The sequence below is a fragment of the Rhodohalobacter sp. 8-1 genome, assembly GCF_038150125.1.
Lineage (GTDB): Bacteria > Bacteroidota > Rhodothermia > Balneolales > Balneolaceae > SW132.
Genome location: NZ_JBBVMF010000003.1, coordinates 145,128 through 162,571, shown reverse-complemented (window position 1 = coordinate 162,571; position 17,444 = coordinate 145,128). Strand labels below are relative to the sequence as shown.

Genomic DNA, 17,444 nt, shown 5'->3' with positions numbered 1-17,444 from the left:
TATGCATCTCAGAGCACTTTTTTTATACGTACTTTTTCTACTGCTGCCTGTTGCAGGCTTTTCGCAGGTTATTGAGGAAGGTCTTTCCAGGTCAGGATCAATTTATTCAGGAATCGGGCTTGGAATGCCGGTTGACATCCACTCATCCAATACCAATGGGATGGGGCTGTCTGGTGTATCAACATATTCACCTTTTGCACCCAGCATATCCAACCCGGCCCAATGGGGAAAGTCAGAATTTTCTCAGGGTCAACTCACTCTTGGACTAACAAACTTTCGGGCATCTGATAATTTATCAACCGCACAAAATTCCAGGTTTACATTCGAAAGTTTCCAATTCGTTTTCCCGCTGCTCCGCAATCAGCTTGGTGCGTCTATCTCCTTCACACCCGTTACGCGCGCAGATTTTGCCCGTGTGAACCGCGGAACACTAGATAGCGACGGATTTGATACACCAGTAGAATATATTACCAATACAATTGGAACGGGTGGTATAAACCGCTTTGAACTTGGCCTGGGCTATCAATTTAACGACAATATCAGCATAGGTTATGCTGCTTCAGCTTACCTTAGCACGCTCTCAGAAGAGCTCACCACAAACTTCTCTGATTTGGGATTCCAGCGAACGGGTCAGCCACCGGTTATTGATGAAGAAATAACTGGCGCCGGATTTGGAAACCGTTTCGGGATTTATACCCAGTCAGATCAGTTATTCAGAAGCAATGACCGGTTGTCGATTTCAGGATCAGTTAATCTGCCTGTAAATATTACTACCGAAAGATCCTTTGAAACATTTCGTATTGTTGAAGGTTCAAATGAACGAATACGGCTTAATAACTCAACTGCCGGCTCTGATGGCACATTAAAGTTACCATTGGAATTTAATGGCGGGGTTACGTATTATTTAAATCCCTATCACAGTTTCTCAGCAGAGTATCTGTTTCAGAACTGGAATGAATCAGAGTTCAGCTATAATCTTACTGAGAAGGGTTATTATAAAGATCGTACAAAAGTTGGCCTTGGATATCAATATCAACCATTTATGGACCAGCAATCCAGCGGGTTCTTCTCTAATTTCAGATATAGTATTGGTGCCACGTACGATGATGGACATTTAACCATTGCCGGCCAGGATATTGAAACGGCAATGCTTCACGCCGGTTTAACTATTCCATCAGCACGAAACCGATCTTCTATTGATATTAGCTTTAATTATGGAGTTCGGGGAACAGAATCTAACAGTTTAGTTAAAGAGAATATATGGGGCTTTAAGCTCTCATTAAATCTTGCTGAATTTATGTTCCTGCAACAACGATTTCAGTAGATAACCATTACTTATTTGCTTTAGAACCAAGATCACAGACCTATGAAACAATACATTGTAATCATCCTATTTATAGCGGGCTTCTCTACAACTGCCATGGCCCAAAGCGAGCCTCCTTACGGCATGAGCGAGATTGAAGCATACTCCATTTTTTATGATAATTACCGACAAGGTGATTACAATATGGCCCTTCAGTTTGGCAAATGGATGCTGGAGAAAAAGCCACGCGAAATTGAGGGATTTGGCCGATTTAGCCTCCCGACACAGTATGACCGCATGAGACGAATTTACACTGAAATTGCAGAACAGCAGGAAGATCCATCACTCAAAGAAGCCTACTTCGACACTGCACGGATTGTGTTTCAGGATGCACTCGACACATTTAGTGAGGAAGAAATTGATCGGTTTGAATGGAAATTTAACCTGGGTCAGTTTTACCAGCGAAACTCAAGTTTTATTGAAGACGGGATGGATAAAGCATACTCAATGTATGAAGAGCTTTTTAATGAAAATCCCGAACGTTTAAGCGAAGCATCCGACGGATATTATGCACGCATTCTTCTTCAGAAGTACGTAAACGACGGCGAGCGCGAAAAAGCACTTGAAATGATCGACATCATCGAACCGCTGGCTGGAAACAATCTGCAAGAAGCCATCAGTGACGCTCGTGACGAATTATTTTCCGACCCTGTGGAGCGTATAGAATTTCTTGAAGGGCAGCTTGCAGATGATCCTGAAAACACTGAACTCCTCAACGAGCTTGCAACACTTTATGAGGGTCAGGGAAATCGTGAAAAAGCGATTGAAATGGCAGAAAGACTATATGAGCTGGAGCCCAATTTTGAAAACACACGACAGCTCGCAAATATCGCAATGGAAAACGCGGATTACAGCCTGGCAAACGAGTATTTGAAAGAAGCCGCTGAAAAAGCACCTGATACTACCACTAAGCGTGATATTACTCTTGAAATAGCGGACACGTATCAGAACATGGAGAACTACCGACAGGCGAGAAGATATGCCCGACAGGCATCAGAGCTGGACCCGTCCTGGGGACAACCTTTCATAAGGATCGCCAGAATCTATGCGGGAACCATCTCAAGCTGTACGGGCACCCGTAAAATCGACCGGGATGATCGACGCGTATACTGGCTGGTACTCGACTATCTCGACAGAGCCCGGAGTGTAGATTCGTCTGTAAGTAATGAAGTACAGAGGCTTTACAATGCATATGAGCCCGTACTGCCAACTGATGAAGATAAGTTTTTCCGGGGCTGGGAAGCCGGAGATCAAATTGCCATTGATGGCTCACAACATGAGTGCTATTCATGGATAAATGAAACCACAACTGTACGATAATTTTTTATCTCTCTGATTCCTTTCTATATTAAGTGAGGTGGTAAATAAGCCACTTCACTTTTCTCCAATCGCTTCTCACTTCTTTTTAACCCCCATTGACTAAATCGGGATACCTGAAGCAACATTTTTACTAACATCAAACTTACTGTATGGCACGTTCAAAAAAAGGTAAAGGACGGCACCAAAAAAAATCCAATACCAAAAAAGGGAAAGGCGGCAACGTATTTACCCCCAAGTTTCACACCAATCAAAAAACACGCATTGGCGGTCGTTATAGCGGTGTGCTTGAAATTAATCAAAAGGGATATGGCTTTATCCGTAAACTGGATTTTGAGTTTAGCGACAGCAAGGACGATCCATTCCTGAAGCCTGATGAAGTTCGTCACCACGATTTACGATCGGGACTGATACTTGAGGGAGAATTTGAAGAGGATCAAAGCGGAAACCGTCATGTTCACTCTATTGAAAAAGTGAATGGCAATCCGGCCGAATTCTGGCAAAAAATAAATCGGTTTGAACTGCAGACCCCAATCATGCCGGTTGAGCAAATTAAGCTTGGTCACAACCCAGACGATCATGAACTGCGGGTGATGGACCTTATTTCTCCTGTAGGCCGCGGCCAGCGGGCGTTGATTGTTGCACCTCCACGAACCGGTAAAACAGTATTGCTTAAGAAAATTGCCCGGAGCATCAGTGATAATTACGACGACATCAGCACAGCCATCCTATTGGTTGATGAACGCCCAGAAGAGGTTACGGACTTCATCAGGTCAACTCAGGCTGAAGTATTCGCGTCATCAAACGACAAACCAACCGAAAGTCACGTAAGGATTTCAGAAATGGCGCTTGGTTACGTAAAGCGAAAGGCGGAGGCTGGTCAAAACGCAGTTCTCCTTATAGATTCTCTCACCCGGCTGGGCAGAGCTTACAATGCCGCGCAAACAAACAGCGGGCGTACGCTTTCCGGCGGTCTCGACATCCGTGCCCTGGAAATCCCCAAAAAGATTTTTGGATCGGCTCGGAAAATTGAGGGTGGCGGATCTCTAACCATTATCGCCACTTGTCTTGTTGAAACCAACTCACGAATGGACGACCTGATTTTCGAGGAATTTAAAGGAACCGGCAACCTGGAGCTTGTTTTAGACCGTGAGCTTGCTAACGACAGAATTTATCCTGCTATAAATATTGCAGCTTCCGGCACACGAAATGAAGACAAATTTATCACAGACTCGCTTGAAGAACGAAACATGGTTCGCAGATTTCTGCTCAAGAAATCTCCCAAAGAATCCATGCAAATGCTTCTGAAAGTGATAGAGAGAACGGAGAGTAACGAAGAGCTTTTTGCCCAAATCGCTGCTACCACTTAACATTTGTATTTACAGATCTTTCAGCTTTAAAAGGAACTCCGCAAAATCAGGGGAGTCGTAAGCCGCCATCCCCTGTTTTTCCATAGCTATTTTGCCTGATGGTGTGATCACGTAAGTGGTAGGCACAACATTGCTGGTAAAAATAGCCGGATCTTTTCCTCGGAAATGATAAATTGGAAGATCCAGATCCCGTGATACCATAAACTTCTTTGCGTCATCGAAATTCTCATCCAGTGACACGAGAAGAAACACCACGTCTTCATCGTTTTTCATGTCCGAGTAAAGAGAGGCGATAGATGGCATTTCGGCAATACAGGGCGGACACCAGCTAGCCCAGATATTCAAAAACACTACCTTGCCGCGATATTTGGCAATACTTGTGGTTTCAAAACTATCATCGGCGAAATAAAACTCAGAACCGGCATCACGCATACTATCCTTATCAATTTCAAATGATGGTGTGATAAGCCCGGTTGCCAATAAACCGCGCTGGGCGATGCCAATGACCTGAGTATGATACCCTGTAGCGTAAAGTGTTCCTGCGATGAGAATTAGCAATCCCCACTCAATGATCGATCGATTCCAGCTCTTTTCGGTTTTGTTATTTTCGTTATTTTTGCTCATCCGGTGTTTAGAATAGGATTATGGACGAATATTAATCTCAATTTTGTCAGATTCACCGGATTCCTTCTGCCGCGTGATCAACGCCTGGCGAACGCGCTCCCCAATCTGATTAAATGATGCGGCTGCAGCTGAATCAGGTTCTGCTTCCACAACAGGGGTACCTTTGTCGCTTGTATCGCGAATATTTTCCTGCAGAGCGATCTCCCCAAGGAACGGCACATCAAGCTTTTGGGCGAGTTTCCGGGCACCGTGTTTTCCAAAAATGTAATATTTCTTTTCCGGCATATCAGGTGGCGTGAAGTACGACATATTCTCGATAATCCCCAGTACCGGAACGTCTACTTTACTGAACATTGCAACCCCTTTCCGTGCATCATCAAGTGCAACTGTTTGAGGTGTTGATACAATGACAGCTCCGGTCAGAGGGACGGTTTGTACAATGGTTAGCTGAATGTCGCCCGTGCCCGGAGGCAGGTCCAGCACGAGATAATCAAGTTCTCCCCACTTTACTTCCTGCATAAACTGTTTCACGGCACTGGTGACCATAGGACCACGCCAAATCATTGCCTGATCGGTATCAACCAGGAACCCCATCGATACAAGGTGTACACCGTGCTTGAATACAGGGACCAGTTTTTTATCGGTTGTAATGTTTGGCCGTTCAGTTACGCCAAACATTGTGGGCACACTTGGGCCGTAAATATCTGTATCAAGAAGGCCAACGCTGTAACCGGCTTTTGCCAGTGAAACCGCAAGATTGGCGGCTACCGTAGATTTTCCCACGCCACCCTTTCCCGACGCAACGGCAATAATATTTTTGACGCCGGGCAGTATTGGCTGCTGTTCCTGCTGCTTTGGTGCAGCGTCAGCCGGCTTGGCGTCGCCTTCAAGCTCTCGCTTTTTAGAAATATTAATGCCAATGGTTATGTCAAGTACAGCATCTTTATCAACAAACTTATGAATGGCTTCTGAACACTTTTTTTTCAACTCAGCAGCCAGGGCTTTGTTTTCCTCAGGCAGTTCAAGGGTAAACGAAACATATTTTTCCTGAACTATTAAATCCTGGACCAGATCCAGAGAAATCAGATCTTTGTTGTAGGTGGGGTGCAGCACGTGCATTAGTGCCGATTTAACTTGCTCTTTCTTTATGGACATAACCTCAGTTTGTTCTGCAGATTTAACTTATCTTTAAAAATACGGATTTAATCGCCCTTTATAAACGAGAGATATACCCGAAGTGTTCGCATCATTCGCCTGTTTGATGAATAAAATTCATCACATTTATTTATTAGTTCAGGCAGGGTGGTGCACAAAATCACCGTCATATTCTGAGCAGTATAAAATATCACTCTTTTATACTCATTCAGCCATAATATGGCCTAATAAGAATATCGCACAGATATAAAAAATCTCTCCAATGTTCCGTACCTTTACGTCCCAATTAAACTATAGACTTAATATAATATTCGACACTGCATATGGCAGATCGCACAGTTTTTTATCCCAAACACGTAGACGCAGGTGCTAAAATCATCGATTTTGGTGGATTCGACATGCCCGTTCAGTATGAGGGAATCAAGCAGGAGCACAATGCCGTTCGCAATCGGGCCGGATTGTTTGATGTATCCCACATGGGCGAGTTCTTCGTTGAAGGAGAACATGCACTTGCGTTAATTCAGAAAGTGACGATAAACGATGCATCCAAGCTGACTCCCGGGAAAGCGCAGTACAGCGCCATGTGCTATGAAGATGGGGGTATTGTGGATGACCTTCTTGTTTATATGCTCGCAGACAACTCGTACATGCTGGTTGTTAATGCCGCCAATATTGAAAAAGACTTGAACTGGATCTCAAAAAATAACAATACCGGTGCCGCCCTGACCAATCGGTCAGATTCCATGGCGCTTCTGGCTCTTCAAGGCCCAAAGTCGATTGATATTCTTAAGAAACTGGTAAATTTTGATCCCTCTGATATTCCGTTTTATACATTTAAAACAGGCAGTGTAGCTGGTGAGGACGAAGTCATAATTTCGGCAACAGGCTATACGGGTGAACAGGGGTTTGAGCTTTATATTGATACTGAAAAAGCTGATGCGCTTGCTATTTGGGATCAAATAATGGAAGCCGGCGAGGAATTTAACATAGAACCCGCAGGCTTAGGCGCCCGGGATACTCTGCGTCTGGAAATGGGTTTTGCCCTCTATGGAAATGACATTACTGCCGACACCCATCCGCTTGAAGCTCGTATGGGTTGGCTCACGAAACTGGATAAAGGTGAGTTCATTGGCAGAGATGCCCTTGTGGAGAAAAAAGAAGCCGGGCTTTCCCGTAAATTGATGGGCCTTGTGATAAATGAACCCCGGAAAGTTCCGCGTTCCGGCTACAGCGTTCTTGATACAGACGGAGAAAAAATTGGCGAGGTAACAAGCGGTTCGCAATCCATCACGCTGAACAAAGGAATCGCACTTGCTTATATTGCGATTTCGCATGCTGTCCCTGACACGGAACTCTTCGTGAAAATCAGGAAAGACCGGGTTACTGCTACGGTTGTGAAGCCACCATTTATAAAAAACTAACAAGAAAGACAGAATCAAATGGCAAATTTAAATACACTTGACGTTTTCTTCTCTTCACAAACCTTCCAGGAAGAGGAACTTAGAAAAAAAATTGTAGTAGTAATTGACGTCCTTCGCGCATCATCTACGATTATTACCGCGTTAATGAACCAGGCTAAAGGCATCATCCCTGTGGAAGATATGGGTGAGGCCAGCAGAATTTCACAAAGTGTGGACTCCGACAACTTGCTCCTCTGCGGTGAGAAAGATGGGGTGAAAATTGAAGGATACGACCTCGGAAACTCACCGCTGGAGTATTCCGTGGATCGCGTTAAAGATAAAACCCTGATATTTAACACCACCAACGGAACAAAGGCGATCAAAAAAGCTGTCGGGTCGTCAAATCTTTATATCGGTTCTTTTTTGAATTTATCCACTATAGTGCATACCCTGAATGAAGAACAGAAAGATATCGTGCTGATTTGCGCGGGATGGCGCGGACGAATGGCAATTGAAGATCTCCTATTTGCAGGAAATGTTATCTATAACCTCGGAAACGGAACCCTCCCGCATGAAGCCCGGGACGGCTCAAAGGTGGCCTTTGGGCTATACGAGAAATTCAGAGAGAATATTTCTGATGTCATTCACAGATCCAATCATGCAGAACGCCTGAAGGAGATCGCCGGCGATCAGGATCTTGATTATTGTGCACAGCGCGATATTTGCGATATACTACCGGTTTTAAATGACGGTATCATCACCAATTTGTATGGCTAAGAAAAAAAACAAGACCTCTTTTTTAAGTAGTTTCGACACCACCCGTAAGCTTGAAGTAGCCGGTATTCTCACGATTTCCGTGGCTGCCCTTATTTTACTCAGTATTGCATCCTATCACCCCAACGATTACGGAGCCGTAAAAACGATGAGCTCCAGCGCTATCTTCTCGGTTGATCAGGGACCGTCGCTGAATATCCAGAACTGGCTGGGTGTCATTGGCGCCTATATTTCGTACCTGTTTGTCCACGTACTGTTCGGATACACGAGCATATTTATTCCGGTGATGATCGCATCCGTCGGATGGTGCCTTTTTCGGCAAAAAGATGTCCGGGATCTTGGCTGGCCGCTGGCATATGGGGTTTGGGTGATGCTGCTCGTATCAACACTTTTTGGGTGGATTCATAACGAACTGGAGCTGGTAACAACCGTTTGGAGCGGAAATTTCGGCCTCGGCACGGCCGCCATTCTGCAAACGATTCTTGGCATCGGGTCCATAGTGATGCTCGTGGTTCTTCTTTTTGTATCGGCACTTATACTTGTTGACCGCGACCTCCAAAAAACGATCGACACATTTAAAAGCTGGACAACCGGACTTCGTGGTAATTTAGAAGAGCGAAAAGAACGAAAGCAGCAAGAGAAGGAACAGAAAGCCGCTGAAAAAGAGAAGCAAAAATCTATTGCACAACAGCAAAAAGCGGAAGCGGCCCTGAAAAATGGCCGAAGTCCAAATTCAACCGCCAAGACAGAATCTTCTTCATCGATAGATGATATCGTCGAACGATCACAGGAACAGGATAAGCAGCGGGTTGAGGAGATGAAGAAACAGCAGGCTGACCTTGAAAATCAGCCGCCACGTGCAATTCTTGAAAAAGGCGAAGAAAAAGACGTTGATGATGACGATGACGTGGATCTTGCAGTTTATGTTGGCGAGGGCGAGGAAGAGGCCGGCGGTAAAGAACTGGATCGCAAAAACCGGGATAAAGCAAAGAGCACGCCGGTTATAAAATATAAATTCCCGGGAATTGACCTGCTCGACAGCCCTCCGAATGAGGGAAATGAAGTGGATCTTGAAGAGATTAAGCTTAACAAAAAGATCATTCTTGACAAGCTGAAACGCCACAAAATTGAAATCCTGGCCATCAATGCCATTGTAGGCCCAACGGTTACACTTTATGAGCTGGAGCCGTCACCTGACGTGAAAATCAGTAAGATCGAAAGCTATGCTAATGATCTGAAAATGGCCACAGCGGCACACGGGCTTCGTATTATTGCGCCTATTCCGGGGCGGTCGGCTGTCGGGATTGAGGTTCCCAACAGCTCTCGCGAAACGGTATTCATCAAATCGGTTATTAATACCAAGCGTTTCGTGGAATCAGACATGGAACTACCCGTTGCGTTTGGTAAAACCATTGAGAATGATGTGTTTTTGGTAGACTTAACCAAAATGCCCCACCTTCTCATTGCCGGGGCCACGGGATCGGGTAAGTCGGTTGGTATAAATACCATCATCACCTGTCTGCTCTACAAGTGTCATCCTGATGATGTGAAATTTGTTCTTATAGATCCCAAAAAGATTGAATTATCGCTTTATCGAAATATTCAAAATCATTACCTGGCGATTCTGCCGGGTGCTGAAGAGCCGATTGTTACGGACACAAGTAAAGCTCTTGAAACACTTGAAAGCGTTACAGAAGAGATGGACGAACGGTACGAGCTGCTGAAAATGGCGCTCGTCCGAGATATTAAATCCTATAACGACAAATTCAAAGCCGGTGAACTCGACGAGGAACTGGGCCACCGGCATCTGCCCTATATTGTTGTAATTATTGATGAACTTGCCGACCTGATGATGACTGCCGGTAAACAGATCGAAGAACCTATCGCGCGCCTTGCACAGCTTGCCCGTGCCATTGGCATTCATCTCTGTGTAGCTACCCAGCGGCCATCTGTAAATGTTATTACAGGAACAATTAAAGCAAACTTTCCCGCCCGGATTGCATACCAGGTAGCTTCGAAGGTCGATTCCAGGACAATTCTCGACACCGGCGGTGCCGATCAGCTTGTTGGGCGCGGCGATATGCTTTTTTCAAGCGGTGCCGGCATGACACGGATTCAGAATGCGTACGTTTCAACCGAAGAAGTTGAGCGTATTACACAGTTTATTGGCTCGCAGCAAGGCTTTAAGAAACCTTTCCACCTGCCTAAAGTAGAAGATGAAGAGTCGGGCATCCCCGACCCGCTGGACGATATTGATGAATTGTTCAAAGATGCTGCGAAAATTATAGTCCTTCATCAACAGGGCTCCGTTTCGCTGCTTCAGAGAAAGCTCAAAATCGGGTATAACCGTGCCGGGCGCATCATCGACCAGTTGTTCAATGCGGGTGTGGTTGGCCCATACCAGGGCAGCACAGCTCGGGATGTAAAGATTAACGAAGAAGAGGAGCTGGATGAAATATTTGATGAACTTGGCCTGTAAAACACTTGCATTTAGCGTTATTACTGCGCTCCTTTTAAGTGTGCAGCCACAAACCATTTCTGCCCAGGACACCCAGGTTTTCGACCGGCTGAAATCGATGTTTGAACAGGGAATGATATTCCGTGCTGATTTCACACATCGCTATGAGGACTCTTTTACCGGTGAAACTCAGCAGAATGAGGGAAGGATCTGGATAGGCCGAGATCAGTATAAAATTGAAGGGAACAACCAGGTAATGGTAGTGGATGGTGATATTTCACGCGTGTACGATGCCACCAAAAATCGTGTTATTATTAGTGACTATGTTGAGGAGGAAGACGATTTTGCTCCCTCCAGGATGCTCCAGGGAGTTGATACAAGCTATTCGATTAGTGAGTCCGCTATTTCCGGCAACAGAACTGAAATCACGCTTGAATCTGACGACCCGTTTACCGTCTTTCAAACCGTAACAATTACGCTAAACAGTAACGGACTGCCAACAGTGATCCAGGCTACTGATCAGGCAAACAATCAGTTGACGACCCGGTTCGAAGATGGGGAGTTTGTTGAACCTGATGAAAACTTATTTGAGCTGAACGAGCCACAAAGTGCCGAAATAATTGATCTGCGATATACAGACTCATGAACAAGCGAGTGCTGAATGTAGTAGTTTCACTAATTGTAGCCGGAATATTTATCTGGCTCGCCGCTCGAACGGTAGATCCTGCAGAGTTTCGCGAGCAGTTCTCACAAGTATCTTTTTACTGGCTTCCATTTTTCGTGATCGCGCTTCTCATCAGTCACTACTTGCGAGCCGAGCGATGGCGCCTTCTCCTGCATAAGGATGTAAAAACCAGAATACCGCGTTCAACTCTTTTTGCAGGTGTAATGTTTGGTTATTTTATGAACACCCTGGTACCAAGGCTTGGCGAAGTCTCCAGGCCCGTCTATGTGGCAAAAAAGCACGGGATCAGCTCCGGAAATCTACTCGGCACCATTGTATTAGAGCGTTTCATTGATGTATGCAGTATGTTTTTACTGATGGGGATTGTGGCACTCACACTAACCAGGGAGTTCGATTTACTAGAAGAGCTTTTCGGTATCAGCAGCTGGACCTGGTACACTTACCTTGTTTTACCTGCAATTCTGATTTTCGTCATCGGTTTGATGTGGGCCTTTTATAAATTTTTGGCCCACCTCGATCACAGCAATAAAATTACAAATCCATTCTTGCAGCGTATTGTAGAGATTAGCCGATCGTTTGGTGAAGGGCTCGTTTCGATTAAAAATATCGATAACTGGCCGGTTTTTCTGCTTTTGACTGCGGGCATCTGGTTTGGCTATATTCTGATGATTTACATTCCGTTTTCGATGCTCCAACTGGGTGAAACTTATGGGCTGACGCTTCAGTCTGCAATGGTTCTGACTGTCGTTTCTTCTGTTGGCGTTACAATTCCAACGCCGGCCGGAATTGGCTCCTATCACCTGTTGATGCAGCAGAGTATGTGGCTGCTTTATAATGTGCCGCTTGCTACAGGACTCACGTTTGCAACCGTTGCCCATGCAGTGACTATTTTGCTCATACTCTTAGCCGGGCCATTTTCTCTTTGGTTTGATAAGTATTACACACTCAAGAAGGGCCTGACCCGTTGAAGAGGCTGGGAACATTTTTTAAATAAAGTACATGCATTTGCTCCTATAATCTGAGTTCGATTTTTATAAACAGTTTTTATGTCAGTGGTGGGTAACTCCTTCATCACTATTTAAAAAAAGATTATTAATCGAACTTAAATTTTTAGGGTAAGAAGAACCCTTGAAAATTCATATTTTACCGGATTGAACTTTGAACGATATCTCAATGCAAAAAAACGCTGCCACATTTTTATTCTTACTACTTCTCTTTATGGGTTCTGCGATATCGCTGAACGCGCAACAGACCGATCCGCAGGCTCAGCAAAACCTTCTACCTGAAATCGACCCCCAGGATATTGAAATCCGAAGCCAGTTCCAGGCCCGGTTTCCCGGATTGCGGCGCCAGCCTATTCTTGGATTCAATCCAAAACCGAGGGTCTTTCAGATAAATCCTAATCGCACTCCATTTATCGAATCAGAGGAAGCCATTGCAGCGTCAGTACCTGTGGGTCAGCTCGACCGTCCCGACGCCCCCACCTACACGCCCCTTTCCTATGTTGATCCGGCCACTGGTTTTGCACGGCTTGGCATCGGAACTTACGTAACGCCCGAGGCTGATATTTACGCAATTAAAGGTTTTGGAAATAAGCACTGGGTGTCGGGCAATCTCAGCCATCGCTCATCAAATGGTCATCTTGATGAATTTGACAGCTCATTCCGTGATCTTAACGCTACCATCAGAGCTCAACTTCGCCTGTCTAAAAGTGCGCTATTAAAATTAAATAGCGGTGTATTTTCAGCTTTCAACTATCTGCCTGCTGATCAAGTAGGTGGAACTCCCCTTCAACAAGCAGGAGCGCGATCAAGCCGTACTGGCGGAAATTTTGGCGGAAGTTTAGCATTTAACAGAACATCAGTCACAGGATTCCAATCAGATTTCAACTTCTACAGCCACCAGTTTGATGTTTCAAATCCTGGCGGCCAGACATCAGAGGGCACTCCGTCTGAATGGGGAGTTACTGTGGACGGAATCTACTCATGGGCCGGTTCACGTACTGAAGAAGTCTTTTCCGCTTACGCTAATATTGATGCCGGCTCGATTGACGTGATTGGTTATGAATCCAGCGGCTGGAGTGTAACACAGGCAGGCGCCCGGTACGAGCGGCTCTTGAACTATCAAACCGATATTGATGCCTCATTTGGCGTGGCCCTGGTGTCTGATGCATCTAACGAATCCAAGTTCTACATTGCTCCAAAGTTAGACGCCCGGCACACGCTGCTTGATGGAATTGATCTTCGTGCACGTATTTCCGGAAGCCCCAACTACAACTCATTACTGGACCTTCAAACGATAAACCGATTCATTGGCTTATCAACGCCGTTATCACACCAGTATACCAGCGAATTGCGCTCCGAAGTCATCATAGAACCGCTAAGCGGCACTATGTTTACAGGCGGCATTCAGTTTCAGCATATTCGGAACCATACTTATTTTACACGAAATCAGATAACAGACGCCCAAGATATTACTACCCGGTATTCTTACAGCCCGCAGTTTGAAAACGCTAACTTCTTTAAAGTTTATGCTTCCTTTTCGCAGCAACTGGCGGCTGAAAAATTCTGGGTCAGCGCCGATGCATACTGGCAGCGTCCGCGGTTGTCGGGCAACGATAAAATACCTTATACTGAATCCCTCGGTTTAACGGGAACAGCATCGGTTCGCCCTGTTCGAGATCTAGTAGTAGAAGGATGGGTTGATTATTCAGGAAGCCGGTTTAATCCTGTTGGGAATGATCTGGACCCCTACTTTTTGCTTGGTGCTCGTTTTGAGCTTGCCCTTGCCGGAAACGCCGGGATTTACGCCAAGCTATTGAATATCAATGATGTAGACTATGAAATCTGGCAGGGTTATCGCGAACGGGGATTTCAGGCCTACGTTGGAATTACATATCTCTTTTAAATAAAGGCAATGGAACCACAGTTTATAAAAAGCTTTATACAGGTCGTCAAAGAACAGATAGTAAAAGAAAACCGTGTTCAGATTGACGGGCTGGGACAATTCCATAAAGTTCACCAAACACAGACACAGAAAAAATTAGACGATGGTCGTGTAGTATTGATGCCGCCCAAAGATAAAATTGAATTCAAACCGGAAATATCACACACGAATGACGATCGATAGAGAAGAGCTGATCAGCTTACTGGAAGAAAAAACCGGAATGACACGTGAAGATGTTGAAGCTCAACTGGATGAGCTTATATCGCGAATACTGGATGCATCAAAGCGCGGCAAAGCCCTTGAGATAAAAGGCTTTGGACTTTTCTATTTTGATGAGGGTGGTAAACTCACATTTCGGGCATCCGACAAGCTGGATTCAGAAATCAATTTCTCCCATGCCGGTATGGAACCAGTAGAACTGGAACCACCCAAGCCCGGCGTTGCTCCTACATCAAAGAAGCAACCTGAAGAAGAACCTGAAATGGAATCAGCCGATCAGGAAAAAGAGTCTGATAGCGACCAAACCGATGCAGATGATGTGTTTGGTATTGGAAAAACACTTGCCGGCCACGTGGATGATGAGGACGATGATGAAACTGAAATCTTAAAACCCTTTGGCAAACTGTTCCAGGAAGAACCGTCAGAATCTGATGTAAAACCTGAACCGACGCCCAAAGAAGATATCAATAAAGCCGGTACAGCCCCTGCTAAAAAGGCCAGTGATTCAAAACGAAAAACGGCTTCAAAATCGCGCGACCCGATGAATACGATCATTGTTGTGGTGCTAGCCGGCGTGTTTTTGTTTGCTGCCTATTTTGTGTTTACGGAATTCATCAACCCGCCCGAGCAACCTGAAACCTCTCAGCAGCAGGACGTTGAGCTGGAAGATCCGCCGGTAACCGCCGAACGCGATATTACGGCATACACGGAACCTGAACCACCTCAACCAGTACAAGTACCCGAGCCCGAGGATGATCCGGAGCCACTCGATGACCCGATCGACGAGGTAACTACAACAGATCCTTATGGACTGTATGGTGATCTTGCTGAGCCTGAGGGAGATGTATTCACCATTGTGGTGCATTCACTGCGGGATCGCGGCGTGGCCGAACAAACAGCCGATGAACTCCGCCAGGAAGGATTTCGCATCACGGTGAACGATCGAGTGGTCGACGGACAAACTTATTACCGGGTTGGGATCGGTCAATTTCCCACAATCAGAGAGGCACAGCAGGAAGCAACCACACTTCCGGAGCCATTTAACAACGATAATTTTATTCAACGTATACAGTAAATATCATCTTCATGAACATAATTACAGGACTGTTATTCCAGGCTACCGAAGCCGATACCCTTGCTCAAATGCTAAACGAGGACACGTCTATGTCTTTCTTAGAAATTCTGACGCAGGGCGGTGTTTTAATGATTCCGCTATTTATACTTTCGGTGCTCGCTATTTATGTGATTGCTGAACGCTGGCGAAAACTCGAAAACTCTAAAATGGACGTGGCAGCAATGCTCAATAATATTGAGTCTCTGCTTAAATCAGGCAGCCAGCAGCGTGCCATCCAGTATTGCGAGGAGTTTGATAAACCGCTAGCCCGGATTCTAAAATCGGGAATTCGCCGTCTCGGCCGACCCATTCGTGATATCGAAGAAGCGATTCGGAATGCCGGTAAAAAAGAAATCTATTATCTTGAAAAACGGATGAATTGGCTCGCAACAATTGCCGGTGTCGCGCCGTTAGTGGGATTCACGGGTACGGTGACCGGTATGATTCAGGCGTTTATGGACATTCAATCGCTGCAGGGTAATGTAAATCCCAGCGTATTAGCAGGCGGCATCTGGGAGGCTTTGATTACAACTGCCACTGGTTTGATTGTGGGCATTATCGCCTACGGATTCTATAACTTTCTGCTGGGTAAAATTAACCGAATGATATTTGAACTTGAGAATGCATCGGCTGACTTTGTCGATCTTCTCCAAACTCCTTCGCGCAAGAAAAAGCAGGAGGCGTAGTAAATGGATTTCCGAAAAGACAGCGAAAAAAATGAGCCCCTGTCGATGTTCTCTCAATCATCGCTGACAGATATTATTCTGTTGCTGCTGATTTTCTTCCTGTTGACTTCATCATTTGTGACCAATTTTGGCATTAAGGTAAACATTCCCCGTGCTGAAGCCGGCACAACTGCTGAAGCTCAACAAATTTCAGTAGCGATTACAAGCGAAGGAAATTTCTTTGTAAATGGTGAACAGGTGTCGACTGGTAACCTCTCGAATGCGATTCGAAATGCGGATCAGCAGCGGCCAAACAGCACACTTGTTGTACGGGCTGACCGTGATGCCCGCGTAGAAGATGCCGTACGGGCAATGAACATCGGGAGGGCTTTAAACCTGAACATAGTTATGGCAACTGAACAAGAGTCTAATTAATGCTTAACTGGATTAACAGATTTATCGATAACGAGGACCTCTTCGGATGGGCCATTACGGCTGGATTACATCTGATTCTCCTCATTTTTGCCATCATCTACACTATTAATTTTGATGTGGAAAATCGCCCAGCTTATATGGAAGTAACGCTTGGCGAATTCCGCAGCGGCACAATGGCGCAGCAGGCTGAACAGCAACAGGAAGAGGTTGCTACCCGCCCAAATCCCGCCGAAGAAGAGCCTGATGATCCTGATCCCGAGATTACTCAGCCTACAGAAACGCCCCAGCAGCCCGAAGAAGAGGCAACAAAGCCTGTTGACCTTACGGATCAAAAAGAAGAAATTCAGGACGAAGAGGTTATAGAAACGCCTGAAACTGAGATTATAAATCCCGAGACGCCTGATGATACCGAGGAAGTTGAAGAGACGGAAGTCCCTCCCAAAACCGAAGAGGCTGAGCAAATCCAGGAAGGCGTTGCTGAAAGCGGTGATGAACGCGGCCTTGAAGGAGATGTAAACGTTGACCAGGGAACAGGCAACACTGAGGATCGATCATCACCCTATCAACTGCAATGGGAAGGCGATCTCGATCGGTCACCAATGGTTCAGCCCCTGCCGTCGAACCCGACCAATAACGAAGCTGTTATTACCATACGGTTTGAAGTTAACCCTGATGGATCCCTGGGCCGTGTGTTTCCACTGCGAAAGATGAACCCAGAACTTGAGCGTGAAGTCATGAGAACACTTAGAAGCTGGCGATTTTCGCGGCTCCCCCAGGGTGTACCTCAGGAACCGCAGTGGGGAACTATTACTTTTCGGTTTGTGCTTGATTGACATCTCACCTGTCTTTTAAAACTATTTTAAACAGGCAGCCTCCTTCCCGGCTATAGTGTCATGTCAATTCACATTTGTCGAATAAA

Annotated in this window: 16 protein-coding genes; 14 read left to right on the top strand and 2 right to left on the bottom strand. The window is 45.6% G+C overall.

Annotated features, from left to right (window positions below; all coding sequences use genetic code 11):
* The first annotated feature begins 1 nt into the window (after position 1).
* The 3 genes from AABW11_RS03810 to rho all read left to right on the top strand — a co-directional run bounded on the left by AABW11_RS03810 (position 2) and on the right by rho (position 4,050).
* Entirely contained in the window at positions 2–1,324 is a 1,323-nt protein-coding gene (locus AABW11_RS03810; RefSeq protein WP_340103449.1) for a hypothetical protein, read from the top strand.
* Between the two features lie 42 nt (positions 1,325–1,366).
* Positions 1,367–2,683: a tetratricopeptide repeat protein gene (locus AABW11_RS03805; protein WP_340103448.1), complete on the top strand. Its 1,317-nt coding sequence runs from the start codon at positions 1,367–1,369 to the stop codon at positions 2,681–2,683.
* A gap of 149 nt (positions 2,684–2,832) precedes the next feature.
* Entirely contained in the window at positions 2,833–4,050 is a 1,218-nt protein-coding gene (rho, locus tag AABW11_RS03800) for a transcription termination factor Rho (RefSeq protein ID WP_340103447.1), read from the top strand.
* Between the two features lie 9 nt (positions 4,051–4,059).
* On the opposite strand, the gene AABW11_RS03795 is transcribed toward rho, so the two are convergent.
* Both AABW11_RS03795 and AABW11_RS03790 read right to left on the bottom strand, forming a co-directional pair.
* Positions 4,060–4,674 carry a redoxin domain-containing protein gene (locus AABW11_RS03795; protein ID WP_340103446.1) on the bottom strand — a complete coding sequence of 205 codons (615 nt, stop codon included), beginning with the start codon at positions 4,672–4,674 and terminating at the stop codon, positions 4,060–4,062.
* A gap of 18 nt (positions 4,675–4,692) precedes the next feature.
* A complete protein-coding gene (locus AABW11_RS03790; protein ID WP_340103445.1) occupies positions 4,693–5,829 on the bottom strand; it encodes an Mrp/NBP35 family ATP-binding protein in 1,137 nt (378 codons plus the stop codon).
* 323 nt (positions 5,830–6,152) lie between these two features.
* Between AABW11_RS03790 and gcvT the strand changes: the two genes are divergently transcribed.
* The 11 genes from gcvT (at position 6,153) to AABW11_RS03735 (ending at position 17,358) form a co-directional block, all read left to right on the top strand.
* Positions 6,153–7,250: a glycine cleavage system aminomethyltransferase GcvT gene (gene gcvT / locus AABW11_RS03785; protein WP_340103444.1), complete on the top strand. Its 1,098-nt coding sequence runs from the start codon at positions 6,153–6,155 to the stop codon at positions 7,248–7,250.
* Positions 7,251–7,268: 18 nt separating this feature from the next.
* Positions 7,269–8,006, top strand: a complete 738-nt coding sequence (locus AABW11_RS03780; RefSeq protein ID WP_340103443.1) for a 2-phosphosulfolactate phosphatase — start codon at positions 7,269–7,271, stop codon at positions 8,004–8,006.
* Entirely contained in the window at positions 7,999–10,482 is a 2,484-nt protein-coding gene (locus AABW11_RS03775; protein ID WP_340103442.1) for a DNA translocase FtsK, read from the top strand. Before AABW11_RS03780 ends, AABW11_RS03775 begins: the two co-directional genes overlap by 8 nt.
* Positions 10,472–11,107, top strand: coding sequence for a LolA family protein (locus tag AABW11_RS03770; protein ID WP_340103441.1), 636 nt, complete (start codon positions 10,472–10,474; stop codon positions 11,105–11,107). Before AABW11_RS03775 ends, AABW11_RS03770 begins: the two co-directional genes overlap by 11 nt.
* A complete protein-coding gene (locus AABW11_RS03765) occupies positions 11,104–12,114 on the top strand; it encodes a lysylphosphatidylglycerol synthase transmembrane domain-containing protein (RefSeq protein ID WP_340103440.1) in 1,011 nt (336 codons plus the stop codon). Before AABW11_RS03770 ends, AABW11_RS03765 begins: the two co-directional genes overlap by 4 nt.
* Positions 12,115–12,319: 205 nt before the next feature.
* Positions 12,320–14,053, top strand: a complete 1,734-nt coding sequence (locus AABW11_RS03760) for a hypothetical protein (protein ID WP_340103439.1) — start codon at positions 12,320–12,322, stop codon at positions 14,051–14,053.
* A gap of 9 nt (positions 14,054–14,062) precedes the next feature.
* Entirely contained in the window at positions 14,063–14,275 is a 213-nt protein-coding gene (locus tag AABW11_RS03755; protein WP_340103438.1) for an HU family DNA-binding protein, read from the top strand.
* On the top strand, positions 14,262–15,386 hold the full coding sequence (locus AABW11_RS03750; protein WP_340103436.1) for an SPOR domain-containing protein: 1,125 nt from the start codon (positions 14,262–14,264) through the stop codon (positions 15,384–15,386). Before AABW11_RS03755 ends, AABW11_RS03750 begins: the two co-directional genes overlap by 14 nt.
* An 11-nt stretch (positions 15,387–15,397) precedes the next feature.
* On the top strand, positions 15,398–16,111 hold the full coding sequence (locus tag AABW11_RS03745; RefSeq protein WP_340103434.1) for a MotA/TolQ/ExbB proton channel family protein: 714 nt from the start codon (positions 15,398–15,400) through the stop codon (positions 16,109–16,111).
* Positions 16,112–16,114: 3 nt separating this feature from the next.
* Positions 16,115–16,525, top strand: a complete 411-nt coding sequence (locus AABW11_RS03740) for an ExbD/TolR family protein (RefSeq protein ID WP_340103433.1) — start codon at positions 16,115–16,117, stop codon at positions 16,523–16,525.
* Positions 16,525–17,358: an energy transducer TonB family protein gene (locus tag AABW11_RS03735; RefSeq protein ID WP_340103432.1), complete on the top strand. Its 834-nt coding sequence runs from the start codon at positions 16,525–16,527 to the stop codon at positions 17,356–17,358. Before AABW11_RS03740 ends, AABW11_RS03735 begins: the two co-directional genes overlap by 1 nt.
* The last annotated feature ends 86 nt before the right edge of the window (positions 17,359–17,444 follow it).